The organism is Kitasatospora sp. NPDC097643 (assembly GCF_040302625.1).
Taxonomy (GTDB): Bacteria; Actinomycetota; Actinomycetes; order Streptomycetales; family Streptomycetaceae; genus Kitasatospora.
In genome coordinates, this window is the sequence record NZ_JBEOSA010000101.1 from 1 (window position 1) to 22,601 (window position 22,601).

Here is a 22,601-nt window from a genome sequence, read left to right on the forward strand (position 1 = left end):
CCGAGCAGCGCGGGGACGAGCGTCAGCGCGGCGGCGACGGCGATCACGACCACGCTCACCCCGGCGGCGGCCACCGCGCGCAGCACCGGGCTGGTGAAGACGAACAGGCCCGACAGCGCGACGGCGACGGTCAGCCCGGAGAAGGCGACGGTGCGGCCCGCCGTGGCGGCGGTCCGTTCGACGGCGGCGGCGATGCCCGCGCCGTGGCCGCGTTCCTCACGGAAGCGGTTGACCATGAGCAGCGCGTAGTCGATCGAGAGGCCGAGCCCCAGCACGGTGGCGATCGGCAGCACGCTGGTGTCGATGTCCATGATCTGGCTGAAGCCGAACATGGCCAGCAGCGCCCCGCCCACCGAGGCCACCGCGCCGATCACCGGCAGGCTGGCCGCGGCCAGGCCGCCGAAGACCAGCACCATGACGATCAGGGTGAGCGGCAGGGTGACCATCTCGCCGAAGCGGGTGTCCTTCTCGGTCTGCTGCTTGACCTCGTCCTGGAGCACCAGGTCCCCACCGACGGTGACGTGCGCGCCGGTCTCGCCGTTCAGGGCCGCGAGCCGCTCGGTGACGGCGTCGGTCTGGGCGTTGGTGCTCGCGTCGGCCATCCGTACCGTGACCAGGCTCGCGGCGCCGTCGGCGGAGCGCAGCGCGGTCGCGGCCGGGCCGGGCCCGTAGGCGTCGAGCGCGGAGGAGACCCCGGGCAGGGCGGCGATCTCGGCGGTGGCCTTCTCGACGGCCGCCTTCACCCCCGGGTCGTCGACCGGTTTCCCGTCCACGACGGCGGTGACGGTGCCCTTGGCCGGATCGGCCGCGGCGACCACCGCGTTGCCCTTGTCCGCCTCGGAGCTGGCCGAGGAGGCCCCGGCGACGGTGCCCTCGAACACCCGGCCGCCGATCAGCACGCCTATGACGAGGACGACGGCCCAGAAACCGAGCACCCACCGACGGTGGCGGAAGCAGAATCGACCAATGGCGGCGAGTCGACCACCGACCTTGACCTCGGGGTCAGCAGCGGTGGTGGAGGGGTTGCGCATAAAGGAGCCTTTCGGGCAGCTCCACCCAATGTAGGGGCAACCCGGCGTTCACCCTATAGAAGGCCAATGAGCTCCATCTCACAAAACTCCTTCACATAAACGACAAATAAGTGAAGAGGGAAAACGAAATGGGCCCCACCCGGAAATCCGGGTGGGGCCCACCGTCTAGCTAGCTGCTAGCGGGAAGCGAGAGCCTCAGCTCTGGCCGCCGGCCAGCTTCTCGCGCAGGGCAGCCAGGGCCTCGTCCGAAGCGAGAGCGCCGGAGCCCTCGTCGCTGCTGGAGGAGTACGAACCACCGGCGGCGGCGGCGACGGCGTCGCCACCCTCCTCGGCGGCCTGGGCGTCGGCCTCACGGCTCTTGATGACCTGGGCCTGGTGCTGCTCGAAGCGGGCCTGCGCCTCGGCGTACTGGCGCTCCCACTCCTCACGCTGCTTCTCGAAGCCGGGCAGCCAGTCGTTCGCCTCGGGGTCGAAGCCCTCCGGGTAGATGTAGTTGCCCTGGTCGTCGTAGGAGGCGGCCATGCCGTACAGGGTCGGGTCGAACTCGACCTCGGCCGGGTTGGCACCCAGGGCCTCGTTGGCCTGCTTCAGCGACAGGCTGATGCGACGACGCTCGAGGTCGATGTCGATGACCTTGACGAAGATCTCGTCGCCGACCTGGACGACCTGCTCCGGGATCTCCACGTGGCGCTCGGCCAGCTCGGAGATGTGGACCAGACCCTCGATGCCCTCGTCCACGCGGACGAACGCACCGAACGGAACCAGCTTGGTGACCTTACCCGGGACGACCTGGCCGATCTGGTGCGTGCGGGCGAACTGCTGCCACGGGTCCTCCTGGGTCGCCTTCAGCGACAGGGAGACGCGCTCGCGGTCCATGTCAACGTCGAGAACCTCGACGGTGACCTCCTGGCCGACCTCGACAACCTCGGACGGGTGGTCGATGTGCTTCCAGGACAGCTCGGAGACGTGCACCAGGCCGTCGACGCCACCCAGGTCCACGAAGGCACCGAAGTTGACGATCGAGGAGACGACGCCGGAGCGCACCTGGCCCTTCTGCAGGGTGGTGAGGAAGGTCTGGCGGACCTCGCTCTGGGTCTGCTCCAGCCAGGCACGGCGGGACAGGACCACGTTGTTGCGGTTCTTGTCCAGCTCGATGATCTTGGCCTCGAGCTCCTTGCCCACGTAGGGCTGGAGGTCGCGGACGCGACGCATCTCGACCAGCGAGGCCGGGAGGAAGCCACGGAGGCCGATGTCGAGGATGAGACCACCCTTGACGACCTCGATGACGGTACCGGTGACGATGCCGTCCTCTTCCTTGATCTTCTCGATCGTGCCCCAGGCACGCTCGTACTGAGCGCGCTTCTTGGACAGGATGAGACGACCCTCCTTGTCCTCCTTCTGGAGAACCAGGGCCTCGATGTTGTCACCGACGGCGACGACCTCGTGCGGGTCAACGTCGTGCTTGATCGAGAGCTCGCGGGACGGGATGACGCCCTCGGTCTTGTAACCGATGTCGAGGAGCACCTCGTCACGGTCGACCTTCACGATGACGCCCTCGACGATGTCGCCATCGTTGAAGTACTTGATGGTCTCGTCGATGGCGGCGAGGAAGGCCTCCGCGTCGCCGATGTCGTTGACCGCGACCTGCGGGGTGGTGCTGAGGGAGGAGTCGGTGGGGCTCGTCATTAGGAAAAGGGCTCCGGTACGGACATGAAAGTCGTAGGTAATGCCACGCGGAGGGCCCGTATCGCTCCCACCGAAAGCCGGACAGCCAAGAACACGGCGCACCGGGATTCCCGCACAGCGAGAAATCGGCGTCCGTCTTGCGACCGTGGGGTCTTCGACAGATGCGAGCGCGACCTGCTCCGTCCGAGGCGCGCAGGCCCGCAGCGCAACTTGTAGCATACGGGGACGGCCAGGCACGGTCAACGCCAAGAGCGGCAAGACGGTGGAGCCCGGTACGGATCAGGCCATATCCTCCGATTGCGCACCTCACGGTGGCGCCCGCAGGGAGCCCTTCCCCGGATGCCACCGCCAGGATCCGGACCCTCTCGGGCCGGTTCGCGGCAGCGGCGCTTCCGCACCCCACACCCTACGCGATGGGCATTATCACCGTGGCCACCACCCCCCAGTCGAACCTGCACGATCTTGACACCTCCGCCGCGGGGGTCGAGGAGGAGGACGGCGACGACGCGGTCCGGCGCGAGGCCGGCAGCGGGGAGAGCAGCCGGGCCAGCCGGCACTGGTGGGACCGCAACGCCGACGAGTACCAGGACGAGCACGGCGAGTTCCTCGGCGACGACCGCTTCACCTGGTGCCCCGAGGGCCTGGACGAGGCCGACGCCCGCCTGCTCGGCGAGGTCGCCGGCCGGGACGTCCTGGAGCTCGGCGCCGGCGCCGCCCAGTGCTCGCGCTGGCTGGCCGCCCAGGGCGCCCGCCCGGTCGCCCTGGACATCTCGTTCCGCCAGCTCCAGCACTCGCGGCGGATCGACCTCGACCGCGGCACCGCGCCCGTCCCGGTCGTCCAGGCCGACGCCGCCGTCCTCCCCTTCGCCGACGCCTCCTTCGACCTCGTCTGCTCCGCCTACGGCGCGGTGCCGTTCAGCGCCGACACCGCCGCCCTGATGCGGGAGGTGCACCGCGTGCTGCGGCCCGGCGGGCGCTGGGTGTTCTCGGTGACCCACCCGATCCGCTGGGCCTTCCCCGACGAGCCCGGCGTCGAGGGCCTCACCGCGACCGCCTCGTACTTCGACCGCACCCCGTACGTCGAGCAGGACGAGCAGGGCCGCGCCAGCTACGTCGAGCACCACCGCACGCTCGGTGACCGGGTGCGCGAACTCGTCGGCGCCGGCTTCCGGCTGATCGACCTCGTCGAACCCGAGTGGCCCGCCGGCCTGGAGCAGGAGTGGGGCGGCTGGTCCCCGCTGCGCGGGCGGCTGATCCCCGGCACCGCGATCTTCGTCACCGAACGGGGCTGACGCCTTGCTGAACCCGGCCTGGCGCGGGCTGCCCGTCCGCACCGCCCTGCCCGCCCTGCACCGGGCCCTCGCCGAGCACGGCACCGCCGTCCTCGCCGCGCCGCCCGGCACCGGCAAGACGACGCTGGTGCCGCTCGCCCTGGCCGGGCTGCTCGATCCCGGGCGTCCGACGCTCCGGGTGCTCGTCGCCGAACCGCGCCGGCTCGCCGTCCGGGCCGCCGCCCGGCGGATGGCCTGGCTGCTCGGCTCGTCCGTGGGCCGCGAGGTCGGGTACACCGTGCGCGGCGAGCGCCGCGTCGGGCCGGAGACGGTGGTCGAGGTGGTCACCACCGGCGTGCTGCTGCAACGGCTCCAGCGTGACCAGGAACTGCCCGGCGTGGACGTCGTCGTCCTGGACGAGTGCCACGAACGGCACCTGGACGCCGACACCGCGCTCGCCTTCCTGCTCGACGTCCGGGCGGCCTTGCGGCCCGAGCTCGGCCTGGTCTGCGCCTCGGCCACCTCCGACACCGCCGCCTGGGCGGAACTCCTCGGCGGCGCCCCGGTGGTCGAGGCGCACGGGGTCTCCCACCCGGTGGACGTCGTCTGGGCGCCGCCGCCGCGCGCTGTCCGGCCCGCCCACGGCACCCGGGTCGACCCGGCGCTGCTCGACCACGTCGCCGCCGTCGTCCGGCGGGCCCTGGGCGAGCAGGACGGGGACGTGCTCTGCTTCCTGCCCGGCGTCGGCGAGATCGCGCGGGTCGCCGGGCAGCTGGGGGATCTGCCGGTTGACGTCCTCCAACTGCACGGCCGTGCGCCGCAGGCCGTCCAGGACGCCGCGCTCGCTCCCGGGGACGGCCGCCGGGTCGTCCTCGCCACCGCCGTCGCCGAGTCCTCGCTCACCGTCCCGGGCGTCCGGGTCGTCGTCGACGCCGGGCTCGCCCGCGAACCCCGCACCGACCACGCCCGCGGCCTGGCCGCCCTCGTCACCGTCCGAGCCTCGCTCGCCGCCGCCCGCCAGCGCGCCGGACGGGCCGGGCGCGAAGCCCCCGGCACCGTCTACCGCTGCTGGCACGAGGCCGAGGACGCCCGCGCCGCCCGCTTCCCCACCCCCGAGATCGCCCTCGCCGACCTCACCGGCTTCGCCCTCCAGGCCGCCTGCTGGGGCGACCCGGACGCCACCGGCCTCGCCCTGCCCGACCGTCCCCCGGCGGGGGCCATGGCCGCCGCCCGGCAGACCCTCCAGGCGCTGGGCGCCGTTTCCTCCGACGGTCGGGCGACTGAGCGCGGCGTCCGCCTCGCCCGCACCGGGCTGCATCCCCGACTGGGGCGTGCCCTCGTCGACGGGGCGTCGGCGGTCGGCGCGCGGCGAGCAGCCGAGGTGGTCGCTCTGCTCTCCGAGGAGCCGCCGCGTGCGCTCGGCGACGATCTCGGCGCGGTGTGGCGCAGCCTGAAGTCCTCCCGGGATCCGTACGCGGGCCGCTGGCGCGACGAGGTCCGCCGCCTCCTGCGCGCCACCTCCGACGAGCCCGGCACCGCCCTGCCCGACACGACCGCCGCCGGGCTGGTCGTCGCCCTCGCTTTCCCCGAACGCATCGCCCGCGCGCGGGTCGACCGGCCCGCCCCCGGCGAACGCAGCCCGTACCTGATGGCCTCCGGCACGGCGGCCGAACTCGCCCCCGGCACCACGCTCGGCACCCTGCCCTGGCTCGCCGTCGCGGTCGCCGACCGCCCGGCCGGGTCGCACTCCGCCCGGGTGCTGCACGCCGCGGCGCTGGACGAGGACACCGCCCTTCTCGCCGGCGCGGCGCTCCTCACCGCCCGCGAGGAGGTCCACTGGGACACCCGCCGCGACGAGGTCACCGCCCGCCAGGTCGAATCCCTCGGCGCGATCGAGCTTTCTGCGACCACCCTCGACCGCCCCGACCCCGCCCTCGTCCGCGCGGCTCTCCTCGAAGGCCTGAGCCGCGAGGGCGTCAGCACCCTGCTGACCTGGCCCTCCCCTGGCCTACGCGAACGCCTGGCGTTCCTCCACACCGCCATCGGCGCCCCCTGGCCGAACGTCAGCGACGAATCCCTCCTCGCCCACGCCGATGAGTGGCTGGAACCCGAACTCTCCCGCGCCCGCCGCCGCGCCGACCTCGCCCGCATTGATACGACGGCCGCCCTCCAGCGCCTCCTCCCTTGGGCGAGCGGCGAGGCGGGCCGGCTGGACGAACTGGCCCCCGAGCGCATCACCGTCCCCAGCGGCTCGAAAATACGGGTCGACTACACCACCGAACGCCCAGTGCTGGCAGTCAAGTTGCAAGAACTCTTCGGCTGGACCACCACCCCCACCCTGGCCGCCGGCCGCGTCCCGCTGACCATCCACCTGCTCTCGCCGGCCGGCCGCCCCGCCGCCGTCACCGGCGATCTGGAGAGCTTCTGGCGCACCGGCTACCACGCCGTCCGCGCCGAGTTGAGAGGCCGCTACCCCCGCCACCCCTGGCCCGAAGACCCGACCACGGCCGAACCCACCCGCCGCACCAACGCCCGGAAATAGCAGCAGAAGACCCCACTACTCATGTACGGGCAGTGGGGTCTCGGGCAGTTCACCGGACGCGTCAGACGTCACCGAACTCGCCAGTCTGGATGGCGGTCACGAACGACTGCCATGCGTCCGCCGGGAAGACGAGCGCGGGGCCGTGTGGGTCTTTGGAGTCGCGAACCGGCACCTGATCGGGGGGCCCGATTGCCACCTCGACGCATTGTCCCTGCTGAGCGCTGTACGAGCTCTTTCGCCAAGCGGCGCTGCACAGGTCATTCATGATCAAAACCCTTCCGCACTTCTCGAATGAACTCGATGCTCGCCACCCGTGACAACGCCTCAACCTGGAGGTGATCGTACTCACTGGCCCACCCGGCCAGTGTCTCCGGATCGCGTTCGAGGAAGCCCCGCTTCTGAGTCTCCCCGTAGCCAACCATGGCCCTGCTCGGCGTGGTCAGCAACGTAATTGGATGCGCAAACGGCCTGAGCTCACCCAGCGAGAACGGGCTGACCTGAAGAAGGACGCGAGGCCGAGCCGCAAGGACCTCCAGGTGCTGCAGTTGCTCGACCATGACTTCGCGGTTACCGATGGACCGCCGCAAGGCACCTTCGTCGATGACCGCATGGATGAGCGGCGCAGGATCACGAGCGAGAACCTGCTGCCTGTGGAGCAACAGCTCGGTCCGCTCGTCGGCCTGCTGCTGCGTTGAAACGCCCCGGCTGACCAGTGCTCCCTGATAGGCGCGGATGTACGAGGGCGTCTGCAGGATGCTCGGAACGATGTTGATCTCGAACAGCCGCATTGCTACAGCCTTCGACTCGTCGCGCAGATACTCCTCAAAGCCCTCGAACAGGATGCGCTGGCCCGACTTCCCCCACTCCGCCTGGAACTGCTTCCCCGAACCGAAGGCCCTGTCAAGTTCTGTTGAGATTCGTTGAGTTGCTTTCCTCCGGCCATTTTCGAGGGCCGAGATGTGCGACGACGTACACCCAACCAGCCCTGCAAGGTACTCCTGCGTCCAGCCCTGCTGCTCACGCGACGTGCGCAGAAACACCCCGAACTCGGCAGCGGGGGAGGCCTGGGGGTCAAGTTCACGCTTGTTCAAGGCGATTTGCCCTATCAATCAAACAGCACGGACAGGTTGAATAGTTCTGAAGCCTAGAGGACAGTGGACGCGCTGGGTAGTCGTAGCACTACGGATCGAAGCGATGCTGCGACGCGTAAGACCCTCCGCGATCCCCCATCCGCTCCCCCTGAGGAACTTCGCCATGCTCGCAACCCGCCGCCCCCGCACGTTCGCCGCCCGCCTCGACTCCCGCCCGGACTCGACGCCGCTCGCGCGCCATCTCCTCCGCGCCTACCTCTCCGCCCTCCCCACCGGCGACCGCTACTCGGACATCGCCGAACTCCTCCTCGGCGAACTCTTCGCCAACGCCGTCCAGCACTCCGACGCCCCCGTCGACCGCCTCATCGAAGTCCGATTCGCCCTCGCCAACTCCCGTCTCCGGCTCGAAGTCCACGACGCGGGCAGCGGCCGCCCCACCCTCCGTACCGCCTCCCCCGAGGACGAGCACGGGCGCGGCCTCTTCCTCGTCAACGAGCTTGCCGAACGGTGGGGTTGCTGCCCGCGCGCCGGCGGCATCGGCAAGTTCGCCTGGGCGCTGATCGCACCCTCCCCGGCCCCCTCCCTCACCCTCATCACCGCCTGAAGCGCGCCTCCGATGCAACCTCCCCTCCTCACCCTCGCCCAGCACGCGCTCGCCCGGGGCTCCACCGCCGCCGAGGTCTACGCCTTCCTCGCCCGCCGCTCCCGCAAGCCCCTCCCGGCCGCCCGAGCCGTGTGCCTCGCCCTCGACATCCCCCTCGCCGAGGCCGCCCGCCGCCTCAACGACTGCTACGCCGCCCTGCTCGCCAACCCCCGCCCGGGCACCGAGTCCGACACCGGCGAACTCCTCGAAGCCCTGGGCGTGTTCGACATCCCCAAGGCTCTCGACGCCCGCGACCTCGCCATCGTCGACCTCTTCCTCACCGCCATCGACGCCCTGGGCGGCATCCGCGCCGGCCACCAACACGGGCTCGCCCGCTGGTTCGTCACCGGCAACCTCACCGCTGCCTACCTCTCCCTCGCCGCCGCCCAGCCCCGCCCGGGCACCGGCGACCCGGCCCGCTACTGGCCCACCCTCGTCACCGCCGGCGAACTCCTCTCCGCCACCCCCACCCCCGACCCCCGCCTCAAACCCGCCCTCACCCACTGCCGCACCCGCGCCACCCAGTCCACCAACCCGTAAGCGCAGGAAGTCGGCCCCATCGACTTCCCGCGTACCTCAACTGGTACCTGGCCAGCCTGAGCACCCCACTCAGAGGTCGTGGCAGGCCTCGTCCAGCTCGGACATCCTCTCCAGGACCGCGAGCACCTCAGCCTCGCCGCGTTCCTGCGCCCACTGGCGCAGGCTCCGGACCGCATTCCGGTAAGCGTCCAGCACCTCGTGCACCGGCACGGTCACCTCCGCCTCGATAACCCCACCATCGTCAGGCGCCGGATGCCGGTCACACACGCCCACGACTCTCAGCGCTCCGTCCTCCGTCAGCAACACCTTCATGAAGTAGGGCCCCTCGAAGAAGTAGACATCGCCCTCTCCATCATCCAGGGCGTGATGGATCGCCGTCCCCATCGACCCGAGCACCGATAGCGGCGAATCGCTCCACCCGGTCTCTGGAAACGCATGCCCGGCAATCTCCAACCAGACACGGCCCGCGACGAAGAGTGGCGATCGCGAGTCGACCTGAAGGGACTCCGGCAGAACCACTACAGCGAACACTTGGCGCTCCCCTTCAGCAACTGGCCGAACCCACGATGCCCGGCGCCCGGGTCAACGGACAACGTCACGCGCCCACCCACAGCGACAGCCAGCACCCGTCGGACGCCCGCAACTGTGACTTGAACAGTAGATCGCCGCTTTACAGGGCTGGCCGCCAGGGCTTTCGCGCTACCTGGCCAGACAGAGCGCAGCGCATGGACACGACATCGACGGAGACACCCGGCCAGGAAGTCAGGCGCGACCAAGACCAGTGGCCAGGTAGCGGGAGAACTCTGGCCATCTACGGCACACAGTCACAACAACCCCACCACCGACCTCACACTCCGCGACCAGGCCGGCTCCTTACCCCACCCGCAGCCGAGCGCCCCGGGCAACCAAGCAACAACAACCCGCCAGGGCCTTGCGCGGGAAGTCGGCACCACCGACTTCCCGCGCAGCACACGCCACCCGAATCACCTGCCACAACCACCGCGCCAAGCGACCGCCCAACACCCCCACCGCACAGGAAGTCGGCCACATCGACTTCCCACACACCACAACCGGATCTACGCCGACCAGACCCTCATCACCCAACTCGACGGGCGCACAAGGCCGGAAGACGCCCGAGAACACCCGGTGACCGGGGCGCCCTCGTCGTCTTCCACGCTGCCCTCGCTCGTGCTGGGCATGTGACAGCAGCACGGCGCCGACGCCGGTCACCGGATTCTCGAAATCGGCACCGGAACCGGCTACTCGACCGCCTTGGGTGCACACCGGCTCCAAGTGCCCGAACGCGCCACCGCCGCCCTCAAGGCCGCCGGCTACGCCCCGCGCCTCATCACCGGCGACGGTCTCGGTGGGGGCCCGAACGGTGGCACCTTCGACCGGTTGATCGCGACGTGCTCCGCCAGGTGAAGCCGGCAGCCGAATCCTGGTCACCCTGTCCGGGTGGAGCTACGCCAACGCCCTGGCGCTGCTCGACCTGACCGGCCCCGGCGAGGCCACGGGCCGGTTCCTGCCCGGCTACTCCAGCTTCATGATCGCCCGGCCCCACGACCGGCCGCCCCGCCCGGTCCTGGCCCTGCTCCCCGGGGAGGAGCGCGCGAGCCGGATCGACCCCGCGAAGCTCGATACGTGGACCGGAAATTGGGTCGCGCAGCTGGCGGCGCCATCGGCCGAACGGATGGGAGCCGGCGGGCAACAGATCCTCTCGGACGTGGCCACCGGATCACAGGCCCGGACCATGCCCGCCCCCGGAGGCACGGTCTCGGCGGCGGGTCAACGGGTCTGGCTCGGCAGCGAGAACGGTCCGGGCTGGAGCCTGCCGATCTGATCCGGCTGCCCCTGTTCCACACCTTCGGCCCCACTCACCGAACGCACGCACCTGCACCGCCGACACGCTACGCCCCTGGTGCTGTGACCGAGGAGGTTCACCGGGTGTGCCCGATGGCCGCGTTGCCGCGCTACCCTGCGCGGTCGTTGCGCTGGGGCGGGTAGACGTATGGAGTCGTGGTACTCAGGACGGCGAACCCGAGTCGTTGCAGAATGGGGCGGCTCTGGTCGGTTGCGTCGACCTGAAGGTAGCGGTAGCCGAGGCCGGCGGCGATCCGGGCGCGATGGGCGACCAAGGCCCGGTAGATACCCCGGCCTCGCCAGGCGGTCACAGTGCCGCCGCCCCAGAGGCCCGCGAACTCCGTGCCCGGGTTCAGTTCCATCCGCGCCGAGCAGACGGGCAGGTCGCCGGCCATCGCCACGACCATGCTGACCGTTTCCGAGTCCTGGGTCAGTTGGGCGAGCAGCCGCTGCCGCAGACCGGCGCCGCTGGTGCCGAAGGCCTGCTCGTGGACGTCCACCACGAGGTCCACTCCTGCGGGATCGGTCACCGAGAGCAGGCGGACGCCCTCGGGGAGTGCGACGTCGGCCGGCAGATCCTGGATCCGGGCGACCATCACCGCTTCCTCGGGCTCGGCTGTGAACCCGGCCGACCGCAGCCGCCTCCCGAGATCGCCGGGCCGGTCGTGGGCGTATGCCTTCCACTCGAACTCGCGCCCCAGCGTGCCGAAGTAGCGCACCTGCGCCGCGATCGCCGCATCCGCCGTGGCATCGTCGAGGTCCGACCAGAGGACGCCGTTCCAGTCGTGATCCTCGCCGACCTGCCGTACGACGTCGCCGTCACGCTCGACGCGGGCTCCGGCACTGTCGGGCTGCGCGTCGCGCCTCATCTGGCGGTCGAACAGGGCGAGCACTTCTTCATGATCCATCCGCCCACTCCAGCATGAGGTGGGCGGCCTCGCCATTGAGTTTTGTCCTGTTCCCCGCAGACGTGGCTGATCACGCGGCACGCGTCGGGAGACGGCCGCCCCAGCGGATGCCTTTCTCGCTGCGGATGCGGGCACGTTCGCGACGCAACGAGGTCGAGGCGCACGATCAACCAGCTCAAGCACGCAAGGGCCGTAGCCACTCGCTACGACCAGCGCGCCTACGTCTTCACGGGCACCGTCACCGTGACCTCGATCCGCCCGTGGCTCAAGCCCTGACAAGCTGATGACGTCAGCGGGCTTCCAGCGCTTCGGCTTGCTGCGTGAGCTCCGCCGCGATGTCGTCCCACTCCGGACCGCGCAGCCACAGGTTCTGCGCGGCTTCCCGCAGAAGCGCCGGCTCGTCCGGCCTCTGCAAGAGCACGAGCCGATAGGCGAGGTTGCGAATCCACACCGGGAGCCGGCCGTCGACCAGGTTCGGGCTGAGCTCGCGCAGCATCGACAGAATCGCGTCCGCATCAGCGAACGTCAGCTCTTCGACGAAGTAGTGCTCGCGATGCTCCTGACCGCACGCCGGTGTCGGACGGTACTCATCCCCGTAGAGACACCGGGCGTGCTCGGTCAGCGTGCTGTGCATGCGCTGCAGCCTACGTCGTCATGATCCGCCGGGCGGAACCGAGGAACCGGGCACCCGCGCCACCCGCCCGTAAGCGCCGGAAGTCGGCCCCGCCGACTTCCTATACAGAGGCCCACCAGGTCGAGGGCGTTGCGACGGTGTAGCCCAGCGACTCGTACAGCGGCCTGCCCAGCTTCGAAGCGGTAAGGGTGGCCGGCAGGTCCGCCAGGTGGGCGAGGGCGCCGAGCATCACGGCCCGGCCCACGCCGCGTGACCGGAAGGCCGACGACGTAGCGACCCAGTAGTGGCTGCCGACGCCGTCGGCCACGACGCTGACGCAGGCGCCCGCGACCACACCCTCGTGCGAGGCGACGAACACGTCCACGCCCGGCTGTTCGATCAGGGCCGTCGGGAAGAGCTCGCCGGGGCGGTGGGGCTCGAATCCGTCCAGCTCGAAGCCCTCGATCACGACCCGCTCGGCCGCCTGGAGGTCCTCGGGCTGCCGTACCCGGATCACGTCCAGCGCCGGTGCGCCGACGGGCCCGGGCAGGCGCAGCATGATCGGCATCTGCCAGCTGCGCATGCCCAGGTGGCTCAGGTCGGTCGAGCTGAACGGATCCTCGACGTTCACCGGGCCCGCGGCCCGGCGGACCAGCTCGCTCAACTCGGCCAGTTCGCCCGGGTCGAGGTCGGGCTCCTGGATCAGGATCCGCGCGCCCGCACGCTCGTCGCCGTCGACCGCGACGAATCCGCGGCGCCGGATCACCTCGTGCCCCCGGCATCGGCCGGTCGCGGTCCAGAAGGCGGCGGAGTTGCGGGCCTGACGCATCGGCGCCTCGGCCAAGGACACGAGCTGGTCGGTCGAAGTGGATCCCGTTGTCATTGTGCCTACGGTAGTACGAAATTGGCCCCCTGACACGGGCCAATCAGCCGTGAGCCGACTGGGCCACACCTCCAGTCCGGGCCGGCCCGACCGACGCCCCAGTGTGCGGCGAACTCCGGCACGCCGAAGCCGAGGTGACGACACGCCACCTCGGCACGGCGGCCTTCCGCCCTCAGGCGGTCAGGGCGGTGATGTGGGTCCAGTCCGGTTCCAGCTGACCCTCGGCCAGCTCGCTGAAGATCCCTTCGGTGTCGATCCGGCCGGTGGAGATCACTCCGTCACCGGCGCGGTAGAACAACAACTCCCGCCCCACCGGCACGATGATCGACCAGTTCGGCGCCAGACCACCCTCGGCCAGCTCGGTGAAGATCCCGTTGGTGTCGAGTCGGCCGGTGGAGATCACCCCGTCGCCGGCACGGTAGAACAACAACTCCCGCCCCACCGGCACGATGATCGACCAGTTCGGCGCCAGACCACCCTCGGCCAGCTCGGTGAAAATGCCGTTGGTGTTGAGGTTGCCGGTGGCGATGACACCGTCACCGGCGCGGTAGAAGAGCAGCTCGCGGTCCACCGGCACGATGTGGGTCCAGCCGGCCGCCAACTGCCCCTCGGCCAACTCGGTGAAGATCCCGTTCGTGTCGATCCGGCCCGTGGAGATCACGCCATCACCGGCACGGTAGAACAACAACTCCCGCCCCACCGGCACGATGTGGGTCCAGCCGGCCGCCAACTGCCCCTCGGCCAGCTCGGTGAAGATCCCGTTCGTGTCGATCCGGCCCGTGGCGATGACACCGTCACCGGCACGGTAGAACAACAACTCCCGCCCCACCGGCACGATGATCGACCAGTTCGGGGCGAGCTTTCCGTCGGCCAGCCCGGCGAAGATGCCGTCGGTGCCGAGCCTTCCCGTCGCTATCAGGCCGTCGTCGGCCCGGTAGAAGAGCATTTCCCTGGACAAGGTGCCTCCTCGGTCGCAGGACCGGGACCGTCGCGTCCCACCGAGGAAGACTCCGCGACCGCGGAGCAACCGACAGCACGGGTACGCGCGGTCACCGTCGGGTCGGTCCCATGACAACCGCCACCCCCCACGCTACGCGCACGAACTTGTCCGTGTCACCCGGTGAACAGTCAACCTACCGATGACACAGGGTACTTGCCGTCACTCGGAGTCATCCACGACAGAGTCGGGAAGGGCGTTGCCCGGCCTCAGTGCGGCGTGGGGGGGGTGGCGCTCCCGTCCCCTCCCCCACCCCGCGCCCGCTGCGCGACGAACCGGCAGATCGTAGCGGCGGGCCCGGACGCGTCACGCGTCCGGGCCCGCCGTGAACCACCCCGCGTCAGTGCGCGGCGGCCTCCCAGTTGGTGCCGATGCCGACGGAGACGTCCAGCGGGGCGCGGAGCGGGTAGGCGCCGGCCATCTGCTCGCGGACGATCGCCTCGACCGGTTCGCGCTCGCCCGGGGCCAGCTCCAGCACGATTTCGTCGTGCACCTGGAGCAGCATCCGGGAGGTGAGGCCGGCCTCGCGCAGCGCCTCGTCCACCCGGAGCATGGCGATCTTGACGATGTCGGCGGCCGAGCCCTGGATGGGGGCGTTGAGGGCCATCCGCTCGGCCATCTCGCGGCGCTGGCGGTTGTCGCTGTTGAGGTCGGGCAGGTAGCGGCGGCGGCCGAGCAGGGTCTCGGTGTAGCCGGTGGCCCGGGCCTCGTCGACGACCCGACGCAGGTAGTCGCGCACGCCGCCGAAGCGCTCGAAGTAGGTGTCCATCAGGCCCTGCGCCTCGGCGGGCTTGATGCCGAGCTGCTGCGAGAGCCCGTACGCGGAGAGCCCGTAGGCGAGCCCGTACGACATGGCCTTGATCTTGCGGCGCATCTCGGCGTCCACCGCGTCGCCCGGGACCTCGAAGACCTGGGAGGCGACGGTGGTGTGCAGGTCCTCGCCGGAGGCGAAGGCCTCGATCAGGGCCTCGTCCTCGGAGAGGTGGGCCATGATCCGCAGCTCGATCTGCGAGTAGTCGGCGGTGAGCAGCGACTCGTAGCCGGTGCCGACGACGAAGGCGCGGCGGATGGCGCGGCCCTCCTCGGTGCGGACCGGGATGTTCTGCAGGTTCGGGTCCTGCGAGGAGAGCCGGCCGGTGGCGGCGACCATCTGGTTGAAGGTGGTGTGGATCCGGCCCTGCGCCGAGACGGTCTTGAGCAGGCCCTCGACGGTGGTGCGCAGCTTGGCCTGGTCGCGGTGGCGCAGCAGGATGACCGGCAGTTCGTTGTCGGTCTGGGTGGCGAGCCAGGTGAGCGCGTCGGCGTCGGTGGTGTAGCCGGTCTTGATCTTCTTGGTCTTGGGGAGGGCGAGTTCGCCGAAGAGGATCTCCTGGAGCTGCTTGGGCGAGCCGAGGTTGAACTCGTGCCCGGCGGCGGCGTGCGCCTCCTCGACGCAGCGCTGGATCTCGGCGGCGAACTGGGTCTCCAGCCGGGTGAGCCAGGCGCGGTCGGCGGCGATGCCGTAGCGCTCCATCCGGGCGAGCAGGGCGGCGATCGGCAGCTCCATGTCGCGCATCAGCCCCATCGCGCCGACCTCGGCGAGGCGGGTGTCGAAGAGCGCGGCGAGGTCGAGGACGGCGCGGGCCTGGAGCATCAGCGCCTGGGCGCCGGCCGCCGGGTCCTCCTCGGGGGCGTCGAAGGCGAGCTGGCCGTTCTCGGCGGCGGGGGCGGGGGTGAGCGAGCGGGCCAGGTACTCCTCGGCGAGCACCTCCAGGGTGAAGGTGCGCCGGCCGGGCTTCTCCAGGTAGGCGGCGAGCGCGGTGTCGGCGACGACGCCCTCGATCGTCCAGCCGCGCTCGGCGAAGGCCCGCATGACCTGCTTGGCGATGTGCAGGGCCTTGGGGGCGGCCGGGTCGGCGAGCCAGCCGGCGAAGGCGCGTTCGTCCTCCTCGGCGAGCAGGGCCGGGTCGAACCAGGCGGCCGACTCTCCGGCGGCCAGCGCGACCTCGGTGACCTCGCCGGTGCCGAGCGCCCACTGGTAGACGGCGGCCAGGGCGACCGTGGTCTTGCCGTCGGAGGCGTGCTGCCGCAGCCAGGCGGCGAGGGTGCCCGGGTCGGTGAGCAGTTCGCCGTCGACCTCGACGCCGGGGGCGAGTTCGGCCTCCGCGGCCTCCTCGCCGGCCGCCGGGTCGATGCCGAAGACGCGGTCACGGAAGTTGGCGTTGCGGAACTCCAGCGACTCCATGAGCGTGCCGACGGCCGCCTTGTCGAACGACGCGCGGGCCAGGTCTGCCACGCCGAGCGGGAGTTCGACGTCGCGGACCAGCTCGGTGAGGACGCGGTTGCGCTTGACCGAGTCGAGGTGGTCGCGCAGCTTCTCGCCGATCTTGCCCTTCACCTCGTCGGCACGGGCGACGAGTTCGTCGAAGGAGCCGAACTGGTTGACCCACTTGGCGGCGGTCTTCTCGCCGACCCCGGGGATGCCGGGCAGGTTGTCGGACGGGTCGCCGCGCAGCGCGGCGAGGTCGGGGTACTGGCGCGGGGTGACGCCGTACTTCTCGGCGACCTTCTCCGGGGTGTAGCGGGTGAGCTCGGAGACGCCCTTGGTCGGGTAGAGGACGGTGACGTGCTCGGTGACCAGTTGGAGCGAGTCCCGGTCGCCGGTGACGATGTCGACGTCGTAGCCGGCCGCCTCGGCGGCGGTGGCCAGGGTGGCGATGATGTCGTCGGCCTCGAAGCCCTCGGCGGTGATCCGGGGGACGTGCATGGCGTCGAGCAGTTCGCCGATCAGGCCGACCTGGCTCTTGAACTCGTCCGGCGTCTTGGCGCGGTTGGCCTTGTAGTCGGGGAACTCGACGGAGCGGAAGGTCTGCCGGGAGAGGTCGAAGGCGACGGCGAGGTGGGTCGGCTGCTCGTCCCGGACGGTGTTGGCGAGCATCGACGCGAAGCCGTAGACCGCGTTGGTGGGCTGGCCGGTGGAGGTGTTGAAGTTCTCCACGGGCAGGGCGTAGAACGCCCGGTAGGCCATCGAGTGCCCGTCGAGCAGCATCAGCCGGGGCCGCGGGCCGGCCCCGCCGCCACCCGTCGCGCCCTTGTCCGTACTCTGCGTAGCCACGTCAACGTCCGTTCCTGCCGATTCCACTACCGGCCACCGATCCTAGGGCCCGGCACCGACAAAAGGGGCGCCGCGCAACCCGGAGCCGGGCCGCCACGCTGTCCCCGGAGTCGGGCGGTACTGCGGAGTCGAGCAGTACCGCCGAGTAGGACGGTCGTACGATCACAGGCAGCACGACGACGTGATCCCCGAGCGGCAGGAGTTCCCCCCATGACGGACGCGACCCCCGACGCGGCCCCCGTCCTCAAGGTCCCGCAGGACGTGCTGGACCACTTCGCCAAGCTCGGCGTCGACCCGCAGACCTTCTCCGGCGGCCACCTCGGCGAGAAGCTCGGCATCCGGATCGTCGAGGCCTCCGGCGACCGGGTGGTCGGCACCATGCCCGTGGAGGGCAACCAGCAGCCGTACGGGCTGCTGCACGGCGGCGCCTCGGCGGCGCTGGCCGAGACGCTGGGCTCGGTCGGCGCGATGCTGCACGCCGGGCCGGGCCGGTACGCGGTCGGCGTGGACCTCAACGCCACCCACCACCGCTCGGCCACGTCCGGCCTGGTCACCGGGGTCGCGACGGCCGTCTTCAAGGGGCGCACCGCCGCCACCTACGAGATCGCGATCACCGACGACACCGGCAAGCGGATCACCAGCTGCCGGCTGACCTGCATGCTGCGCGACCTCTGACCTTCCCGCGAGGTCCGACCGATCCTCCCGCGAGGTCCGGTCCGCCCCTCCCGCGAGATCCGGTCCAGCCCTCCCGCGAGGCGTCCGACGGATCCTCAAATACCTTTGCCGCCCCCTTGTTTGACCTTCCACTGCCCTGGGCAGGCGTTGGTCCAGACAAGGGGGCGGTGCCATTTCCGGGCACCGACAACACATTTTTTAAACTTTATAACGCTGCGTAACAATTACGAAATCAAACAACCCGTCAGCTCCGGAGCCCGCAGCAGCCCCGGAGGCCTTCCGCCCGCCCCCTCTGGTCCGAAATACGGACGTGCACGCCCGATAGCCGCGCATCGGACAAGGTCGTCCGATTATCGGTGCGTCCAGCAGTGACCCCCATTTCTGGCCCTTACATCGCCCTACCAGCAAGTAAACGCCTAGCGCGGCCCGGTGAATCGCGCCGAAACGACCACATGCTGAGACAACTGCTACGTGTGCTCATAACAAGAGAATCACAGCCTCGCCGCAGCACTGCCCGAGCCGCCCAACGGCATCTAGAGTCACGGCCAGTCACCGCGCCACCGAGTTGGGCCAGGCCCATAGCGCACCCCGGCTCCCGCCATTCAGGCGCGGCGCCTTCTTGAACCGAAGGGGACCCCCGTGCGTCATCGTGCAGCAGTTGTCGTGAGCATTGCCGTCATCGGCGCCCTCAGCCTCACCGCGTGCGGATCGCGCGACGAGAAGAAGTCCGGCGACAGTGGCAGCGCCGGCGGCGCCACCACCGTCACCATCGGCGTCGACGCCCCGCTCACCGGAGACCTCTCCGCCCTCGGCCTCGGCATCCGCAACTCCGTCGAGCTCGCCGTCAAGAAGGCCAACGAGCAGAACGAGGTTCCCGGCGTCAAGTTCCAGATCAAGGCCCTGGACGACACCGCCAAGCCGGCCCCCGGCCAGCAGAACGCCACCCAGCTCGTCGCCGACAACAACGTCCTCGGCGTCGTCGGCCCGCTCAACTCCAGCGTCGCCCAGTCGATGCAGCAGATCTTCAACGACGCCAACCTGGTCGAGATCTCCCCCGCCAACACCGGCGTCGCCCTCAGCCAGGGCGAGAAGTGGGCCAGCGGCGACAAGAAGCGCCCGTTCAAGTCCTACTTCCGCACCTCCACCACCGACGCCGTCCAGGGCCCCTTCGCGGCCCAGTTCCTGGTCAAGGACGCCAAGAAGACCAAGGTCTTCCTCATCGACGACCAGAAGACCTACGGCGCCGGCCTCGCCGCCACCTTCAAGGGCGAGTTCACCAAGCAGGGCGGCACCATCGTCGGCGAGGAGCACGTCAACCCCGACGACCGCGACTTCGCCGCCATCGTCACCAAGGTCAAGGCCTCCGGCGCCGACGCCGTCTACTACGGCGGTGAGTACCCGGCCGCCGGCCCGCTCTCCCTCCAGCTCAAGGACGCCGGCGTCACCATCCCGCTGATGGGCGGCGACGGCATCCAGAGCGGCGACTTCATCAAGCTCAACCCCAAGAGCCAGGGCGACTTCGCCACCGCCGTCGGCCTGCCGGTCGAGCAGCTCCCCACCGCCGCCAAGTTCATCGCCGACTACAAGGCCGCCGGCTACAAGGACGCCTACGAGACCTACGGCGGCTACTCCTACGACAGCGCCTGGGCCATCATCCAGGGCGTCAAGGCCGTGGTGAACGGCAACGGCGGCAAGCTGCCCGCCAGCCCGCGCGCCGCCGTCGTCGACGCCGTCCAGAAGGTCACCTTCGACGGCGTCACCGGCAAGGTCTCCTTCGACGAGTTCGGCGACACCACCAACAAGCAGCTCACCGTCTACACCGTCAAGGACGGCAAGTGGGCCGTGGAGAAGTCCGGCACCTTCAGCGGCTGACCGGCCACCGGCTGGACCCACCGGCGACCGGCTGAACCCAGCAGGTGAACTCACCTGCTGAGCCCGCCCGCCGAGGCACCGGCCACAGCAGAACGCACACCAGCGCGCGGGGGCGCCACGAGTGCCCCCGCGCGCACCCACATCCACCCCACCCACGCGGACACCCCGAACGCACTACGGAGGCCCAGCGGTGCACGACCTACCGCAGCAGCTGGCCAACGGCCTGATCCTCGGAGCCCTCTACGGGCTCGTCGCGATCGGCTACACGATGGTCTACGGCATCGTCCAGCTCATCAACTTCGCCCACGGCGAGATCGTCATGGTCGGCGGCTTCGGCGCGCTGACCGCCTACCTCGCCCTCCCCGGCGGCACCACACTCTGGCTGGCCCTACCGCTGATGCTGATCGCCGGCATCCTGGTCTCCACCCTCACCGCCGTCGCCGCCGAGCGCTTCGCCTACCGGCCGCTGCGCAGCGCCCCCCGACTCGCCCCGCTGATCACCGCGATCGGGCTGTCCATCCTGCTCCAGCAGCTCGTCTTCTCCTTCTACCCCGACGCCAAGAAGGCCCGGGTCTTCCCCAAGATCCCCGGCGACCCGTTCAGCATCGGCTCCGTCACCGTCCAGCGCAGCGACCTCTTCCTGCTGATCGCCGCCCCGCTGTGCATGCTCGCCCTCGGCTGGTTCGTCACCCGCACCCGCTCCGGCCGCGCCATGCAGGCCACCAGCCAGGACCCCGACACCGCCAAGCTGATGGGCATCGACACCGACCGCATCATCGTCATGGCCTTCGCCATCGGCGCCGCGTTCGCCGCCGTCGCCGCCGTCGCCTACGGCCTGCGCAGCGGCCAGGTCGACTTCCGGATGGGCTTCCTGCTCGGCCTCAAGGCCTTCACCGCCGCCGTCCTCGGCGGCATCGGCAACATCTACGGCGCCATGCTCGGCGGCGTCGCCCTCGGCCTCGCCGAAGCCCTCGCCACCGGCTACATCCAGCACCTGCCCGGCATGCACCTCTTCGGCGGCGGCGCCTGGAAGGACGTCTGGGCCTTCGTACTCCTCATCCTCGTGCTCCTCGTCCGGCCCCAGGGGCTGCTCGGCGAGCGCGTCGCGGACAGGGCGTGACCACCATGACCACCACCACCGAAACCACCCCGGTCATCCCCCTGCCGGCCGGCGTCGCCACCGCCCTCACCGGCATCGGCGCCCTCGCCGTCGCGGCCTCCGCCGCCCTCTCCTGGACCTGGACCCCCGACTTCCCCGGCGACCTCACCTACACCGGCTCCCCCGCCGGCCTCCAGTGGCTCGCCCTCACCGCCGGACTCCTCACCCTCGTCCTGCTCGCCGCCGTCCAGGGCGTCCCCGGCCTGCGCTGGGCCGCCCCCAGCCGCAGCAACAACGCCGTCCTGCTCGCCGCCACCGGCGCCCTCGCCATCAGCCTCTTCTCCGTCACCGCCATCGCGGTCGAACTCGGCGGCCTCGCCAACCTCGAACCCGGCGGCTGGGTCCTCGGCGCCGGCGGCCTGATCACCGTCCTCGGCGCCCTCGGCCTCCCGCTCGACCGGCGCACCGGCGTCCCGCTGCGCATCCTCGACCGGCGGCTGTTCCTGCTCGTCCCGATCGCCCCGGTCGTCTGGTTCGCCACCCACGCCATCCCCGAGGACAAGCCGGTCGCCCCGGTCCTGACCGCCCTCGCCGGCGCCGTCGCGATCGCCACCGGCGCCGTCCTGCTCCTCCAGCTCGGCCACCTCGCCAACACCTGGCTGCGCCTCGGCACCGTCGAGCGCCCGGCCGACGCGCCGCGCGAACTCCCGTCCTGGGTCGAGGTGCTGCTCATCGTCGTGGCCTTCGGCCTCGGCCTGTTCGCGATCACCTTCGGCATCGACACCGAGTACGGCGAGCTCTTCACCGGCTACCTGCTGCTGGCCGGCTTCGTGGTCTCCGCCCTCGGCAAGGCCGGACTGCTGCTGCGGCTGCGCGCGCTGACCGTCAAGTACCGCCCGGTCACCACCGGCGCCGCCTTCGCCGCCGCCGCCAGCTTCCCCTTCACCCAGACCAGCGACCAGTACACCTCGGTCGCCACCAACATCCTGATCTTCGCCACCGTCGCCCTCGGCCTCAACATCGTCGTCGGCCTCGCCGGCCTGCTGGACCTCGGGTACGTCGCCTTCCTCGGCGTCGGCGCCTACGCCGCCGCCCTGGTCTCCGGCTCCCCCGCCTCCCCCATCCACGTCCAGTTCCCGTTCTGGGCCGCGATGCTCACCGGCGCCGTCGTCTCCATGGTGTTCGGCGTCCTGATCGGCGCCCCCACCCTGCGGCTGCGCGGCGACTACCTCGCCATCGTCACCCTCGGCTTCGGCGAGATCTTCCGCATCACCATGCTCAACCTGAACGGCACCACCGGCCCCAAGATCACCAACGGCTCCAACGGCATCCCGCGGATCCCCGACCTGGAGATCCTCGGCTTCAACCTCGGCAAGACCCACACCATCCTCGGCGTCGACCTCGGCCGGTTCTCCAACTACTACCTGCTGATGCTGTTCGTCACCGCCCTGGTCGTGCTCGTCTTCGCCCGGGTCGGCAACTCCCGCATCGGCCGCGCCTGGGTCGCCATCCGCGAGGACGAGACCGCCGCCGAGGCCATGGGCATCAACGGCTTCCGCCTCAAGCTCCTCGCCTTCGCCCTCGGCGCCTGCCTCGCCGGCCTCGCCGGCACCGTCCAGGCCCACGTCAGCTACACCGTCACCCCCGACCAGTACACCTTCGCCGAGGCCCTGCCGCCCAACTCCGCCTTCCTGCTCGCCGCGGTCATCCTCGGCGGCATGGGCACCATCAGCGGCCCGCTCGCCGGCGCCACCCTGCTCTTCCTCATCCCGAAGAAGCTCGAATTCCTCTCC

The 22,601-nt window shown here is 70.5% G+C and carries 20 protein-coding genes; 10 read left to right on the forward strand and 10 right to left on the reverse strand.

All coding sequences use genetic code 11. From position 1 onward, the window contains the following. Both ABTY15_RS37350 and rpsA read right to left on the reverse strand, forming a co-directional pair. The coding region (locus tag ABTY15_RS37350) for an MMPL family transporter (RefSeq protein ID WP_350606076.1) at positions 1-1,031 on the reverse strand (1,031 nt) is incomplete at its 3' end. A gap of 195 nt (positions 1,032-1,226) precedes the next feature. Further along, on the reverse strand, positions 1,227-2,717 hold the full coding sequence (gene rpsA, locus ABTY15_RS37355; protein ID WP_030061640.1) for a 30S ribosomal protein S1: 1,491 nt from the start codon (positions 2,715-2,717) through the stop codon (positions 1,227-1,229). Between the two features lie 413 nt (positions 2,718-3,130). Between rpsA and ABTY15_RS37360 the strand changes: the two genes are divergently transcribed. After that, a complete protein-coding gene (locus ABTY15_RS37360) occupies positions 3,131-4,009 on the forward strand; it encodes a class I SAM-dependent methyltransferase (protein WP_350606081.1) in 879 nt (292 codons plus the stop codon). A 4-nt stretch (positions 4,010-4,013) separates the two neighbouring features. Further along, complete coding sequence (gene hrpB / locus ABTY15_RS37365) at positions 4,014-6,530, forward strand: ATP-dependent helicase HrpB (protein ID WP_350606086.1); 2,517 nt, start codon at positions 4,014-4,016, stop codon at positions 6,528-6,530. Between the two features lie 61 nt (positions 6,531-6,591). On the opposite strand, the gene ABTY15_RS37370 is transcribed toward hrpB, so the two are convergent. Together ABTY15_RS37370 and ABTY15_RS37375 are read right to left on the reverse strand one after the other, a co-directional pair. Continuing rightward, the gene (locus ABTY15_RS37370; RefSeq protein WP_350606089.1) at positions 6,592-6,795 is read right to left on the reverse strand and encodes a DUF397 domain-containing protein; all 204 of its coding nucleotides are present in this window, start codon (positions 6,793-6,795) and stop codon (positions 6,592-6,594) included. After that, positions 6,788-7,621 (reverse strand): helix-turn-helix domain-containing protein, encoded by an 834-nt coding sequence (locus ABTY15_RS37375; protein ID WP_350606092.1) that lies wholly within the window; start codon positions 7,619-7,621, stop codon positions 6,788-6,790. The genes ABTY15_RS37370 and ABTY15_RS37375 overlap by 8 nt, the downstream gene beginning before the upstream one ends. A gap of 163 nt (positions 7,622-7,784) precedes the next feature. Between ABTY15_RS37375 and ABTY15_RS37380 the strand changes: the two genes are divergently transcribed. Together ABTY15_RS37380 and ABTY15_RS37385 are read left to right on the forward strand one after the other, a co-directional pair. Next, a complete protein-coding gene (locus ABTY15_RS37380; protein ID WP_350606098.1) occupies positions 7,785-8,225 on the forward strand; it encodes an ATP-binding protein in 441 nt (146 codons plus the stop codon). A 12-nt stretch (positions 8,226-8,237) separates the two neighbouring features. After that, on the forward strand, positions 8,238-8,804 hold the full coding sequence (locus tag ABTY15_RS37385; protein WP_350606101.1) for a hypothetical protein: 567 nt from the start codon (positions 8,238-8,240) through the stop codon (positions 8,802-8,804). A gap of 69 nt (positions 8,805-8,873) precedes the next feature. Here the strand turns inward: ABTY15_RS37385 and ABTY15_RS37390 are convergent, their stop codons facing one another. Then, positions 8,874-9,335 (reverse strand): hypothetical protein, encoded by a 462-nt coding sequence (locus ABTY15_RS37390; protein WP_350606105.1) that lies wholly within the window; start codon positions 9,333-9,335, stop codon positions 8,874-8,876. 762 nt (positions 9,336-10,097) lie between these two features. Between ABTY15_RS37390 and ABTY15_RS37395 the strand changes: the two genes are divergently transcribed. Both ABTY15_RS37395 and ABTY15_RS37400 read left to right on the forward strand, forming a co-directional pair. After that, the gene (locus ABTY15_RS37395; RefSeq protein ID WP_350606110.1) at positions 10,098-10,229 is read left to right on the forward strand and encodes a hypothetical protein; all 132 of its coding nucleotides are present in this window, start codon (positions 10,098-10,100) and stop codon (positions 10,227-10,229) included. A 121-nt stretch (positions 10,230-10,350) separates the two neighbouring features. Continuing rightward, the gene (locus ABTY15_RS37400; RefSeq protein ID WP_350606113.1) at positions 10,351-10,647 is read left to right on the forward strand and encodes a hypothetical protein; all 297 of its coding nucleotides are present in this window, start codon (positions 10,351-10,353) and stop codon (positions 10,645-10,647) included. A gap of 130 nt (positions 10,648-10,777) precedes the next feature. Here the strand turns inward: ABTY15_RS37400 and ABTY15_RS37405 are convergent, their stop codons facing one another. The 5 genes from ABTY15_RS37405 to polA all read right to left on the reverse strand — a co-directional run bounded on the left by ABTY15_RS37405 (position 10,778) and on the right by polA (position 17,096). Further along, a complete protein-coding gene (locus ABTY15_RS37405) occupies positions 10,778-11,575 on the reverse strand; it encodes a GNAT family N-acetyltransferase (protein ID WP_350606116.1) in 798 nt (265 codons plus the stop codon). Positions 11,576-11,864: 289 nt separating this feature from the next. After that, positions 11,865-12,209, reverse strand: a complete 345-nt coding sequence (locus ABTY15_RS37415) for a hypothetical protein (protein ID WP_350606118.1) — start codon at positions 12,207-12,209, stop codon at positions 11,865-11,867. 100 nt (positions 12,210-12,309) lie between these two features. Beyond that, positions 12,310-13,071, reverse strand: a complete 762-nt coding sequence (locus ABTY15_RS37420; RefSeq protein WP_350606122.1) for a GNAT family N-acetyltransferase — start codon at positions 13,069-13,071, stop codon at positions 12,310-12,312. Positions 13,072-13,243: 172 nt separating this feature from the next. Beyond that, on the reverse strand, positions 13,244-14,029 hold the full coding sequence (locus ABTY15_RS37425; protein WP_350606125.1) for a hypothetical protein: 786 nt from the start codon (positions 14,027-14,029) through the stop codon (positions 13,244-13,246). A gap of 379 nt (positions 14,030-14,408) precedes the next feature. Then, positions 14,409-17,096 carry a DNA polymerase I gene (gene polA, locus ABTY15_RS37430; protein ID WP_350606142.1) on the reverse strand — a complete coding sequence of 896 codons (2,688 nt, stop codon included), beginning with the start codon at positions 17,094-17,096 and terminating at the stop codon, positions 14,409-14,411. Positions 17,097-17,372: 276 nt separating this feature from the next. On the opposite strand from polA, the gene ABTY15_RS37435 reads away from it, so the two are divergent. The 4 genes from ABTY15_RS37435 to ABTY15_RS37450 form a co-directional block, all read left to right on the forward strand. Beyond that, positions 17,373-17,837 carry a PaaI family thioesterase gene (locus tag ABTY15_RS37435; protein WP_350606130.1) on the forward strand — a complete coding sequence of 155 codons (465 nt, stop codon included), beginning with the start codon at positions 17,373-17,375 and terminating at the stop codon, positions 17,835-17,837. A 639-nt stretch (positions 17,838-18,476) separates the two neighbouring features. After that, complete coding sequence (locus ABTY15_RS37440; RefSeq protein WP_350606133.1) at positions 18,477-19,709, forward strand: branched-chain amino acid ABC transporter substrate-binding protein; 1,233 nt, start codon at positions 18,477-18,479, stop codon at positions 19,707-19,709. Positions 19,710-19,899: 190 nt separating this feature from the next. Then, positions 19,900-20,829 (forward strand): branched-chain amino acid ABC transporter permease, encoded by a 930-nt coding sequence (locus ABTY15_RS37445; protein WP_350606137.1) that lies wholly within the window; start codon positions 19,900-19,902, stop codon positions 20,827-20,829. A 5-nt stretch (positions 20,830-20,834) separates the two neighbouring features. Continuing rightward, on the forward strand, positions 20,835-22,601 hold a 1,767-nt coding region (locus ABTY15_RS37450), incomplete at its 3' end, for a branched-chain amino acid ABC transporter permease (RefSeq protein ID WP_350606145.1).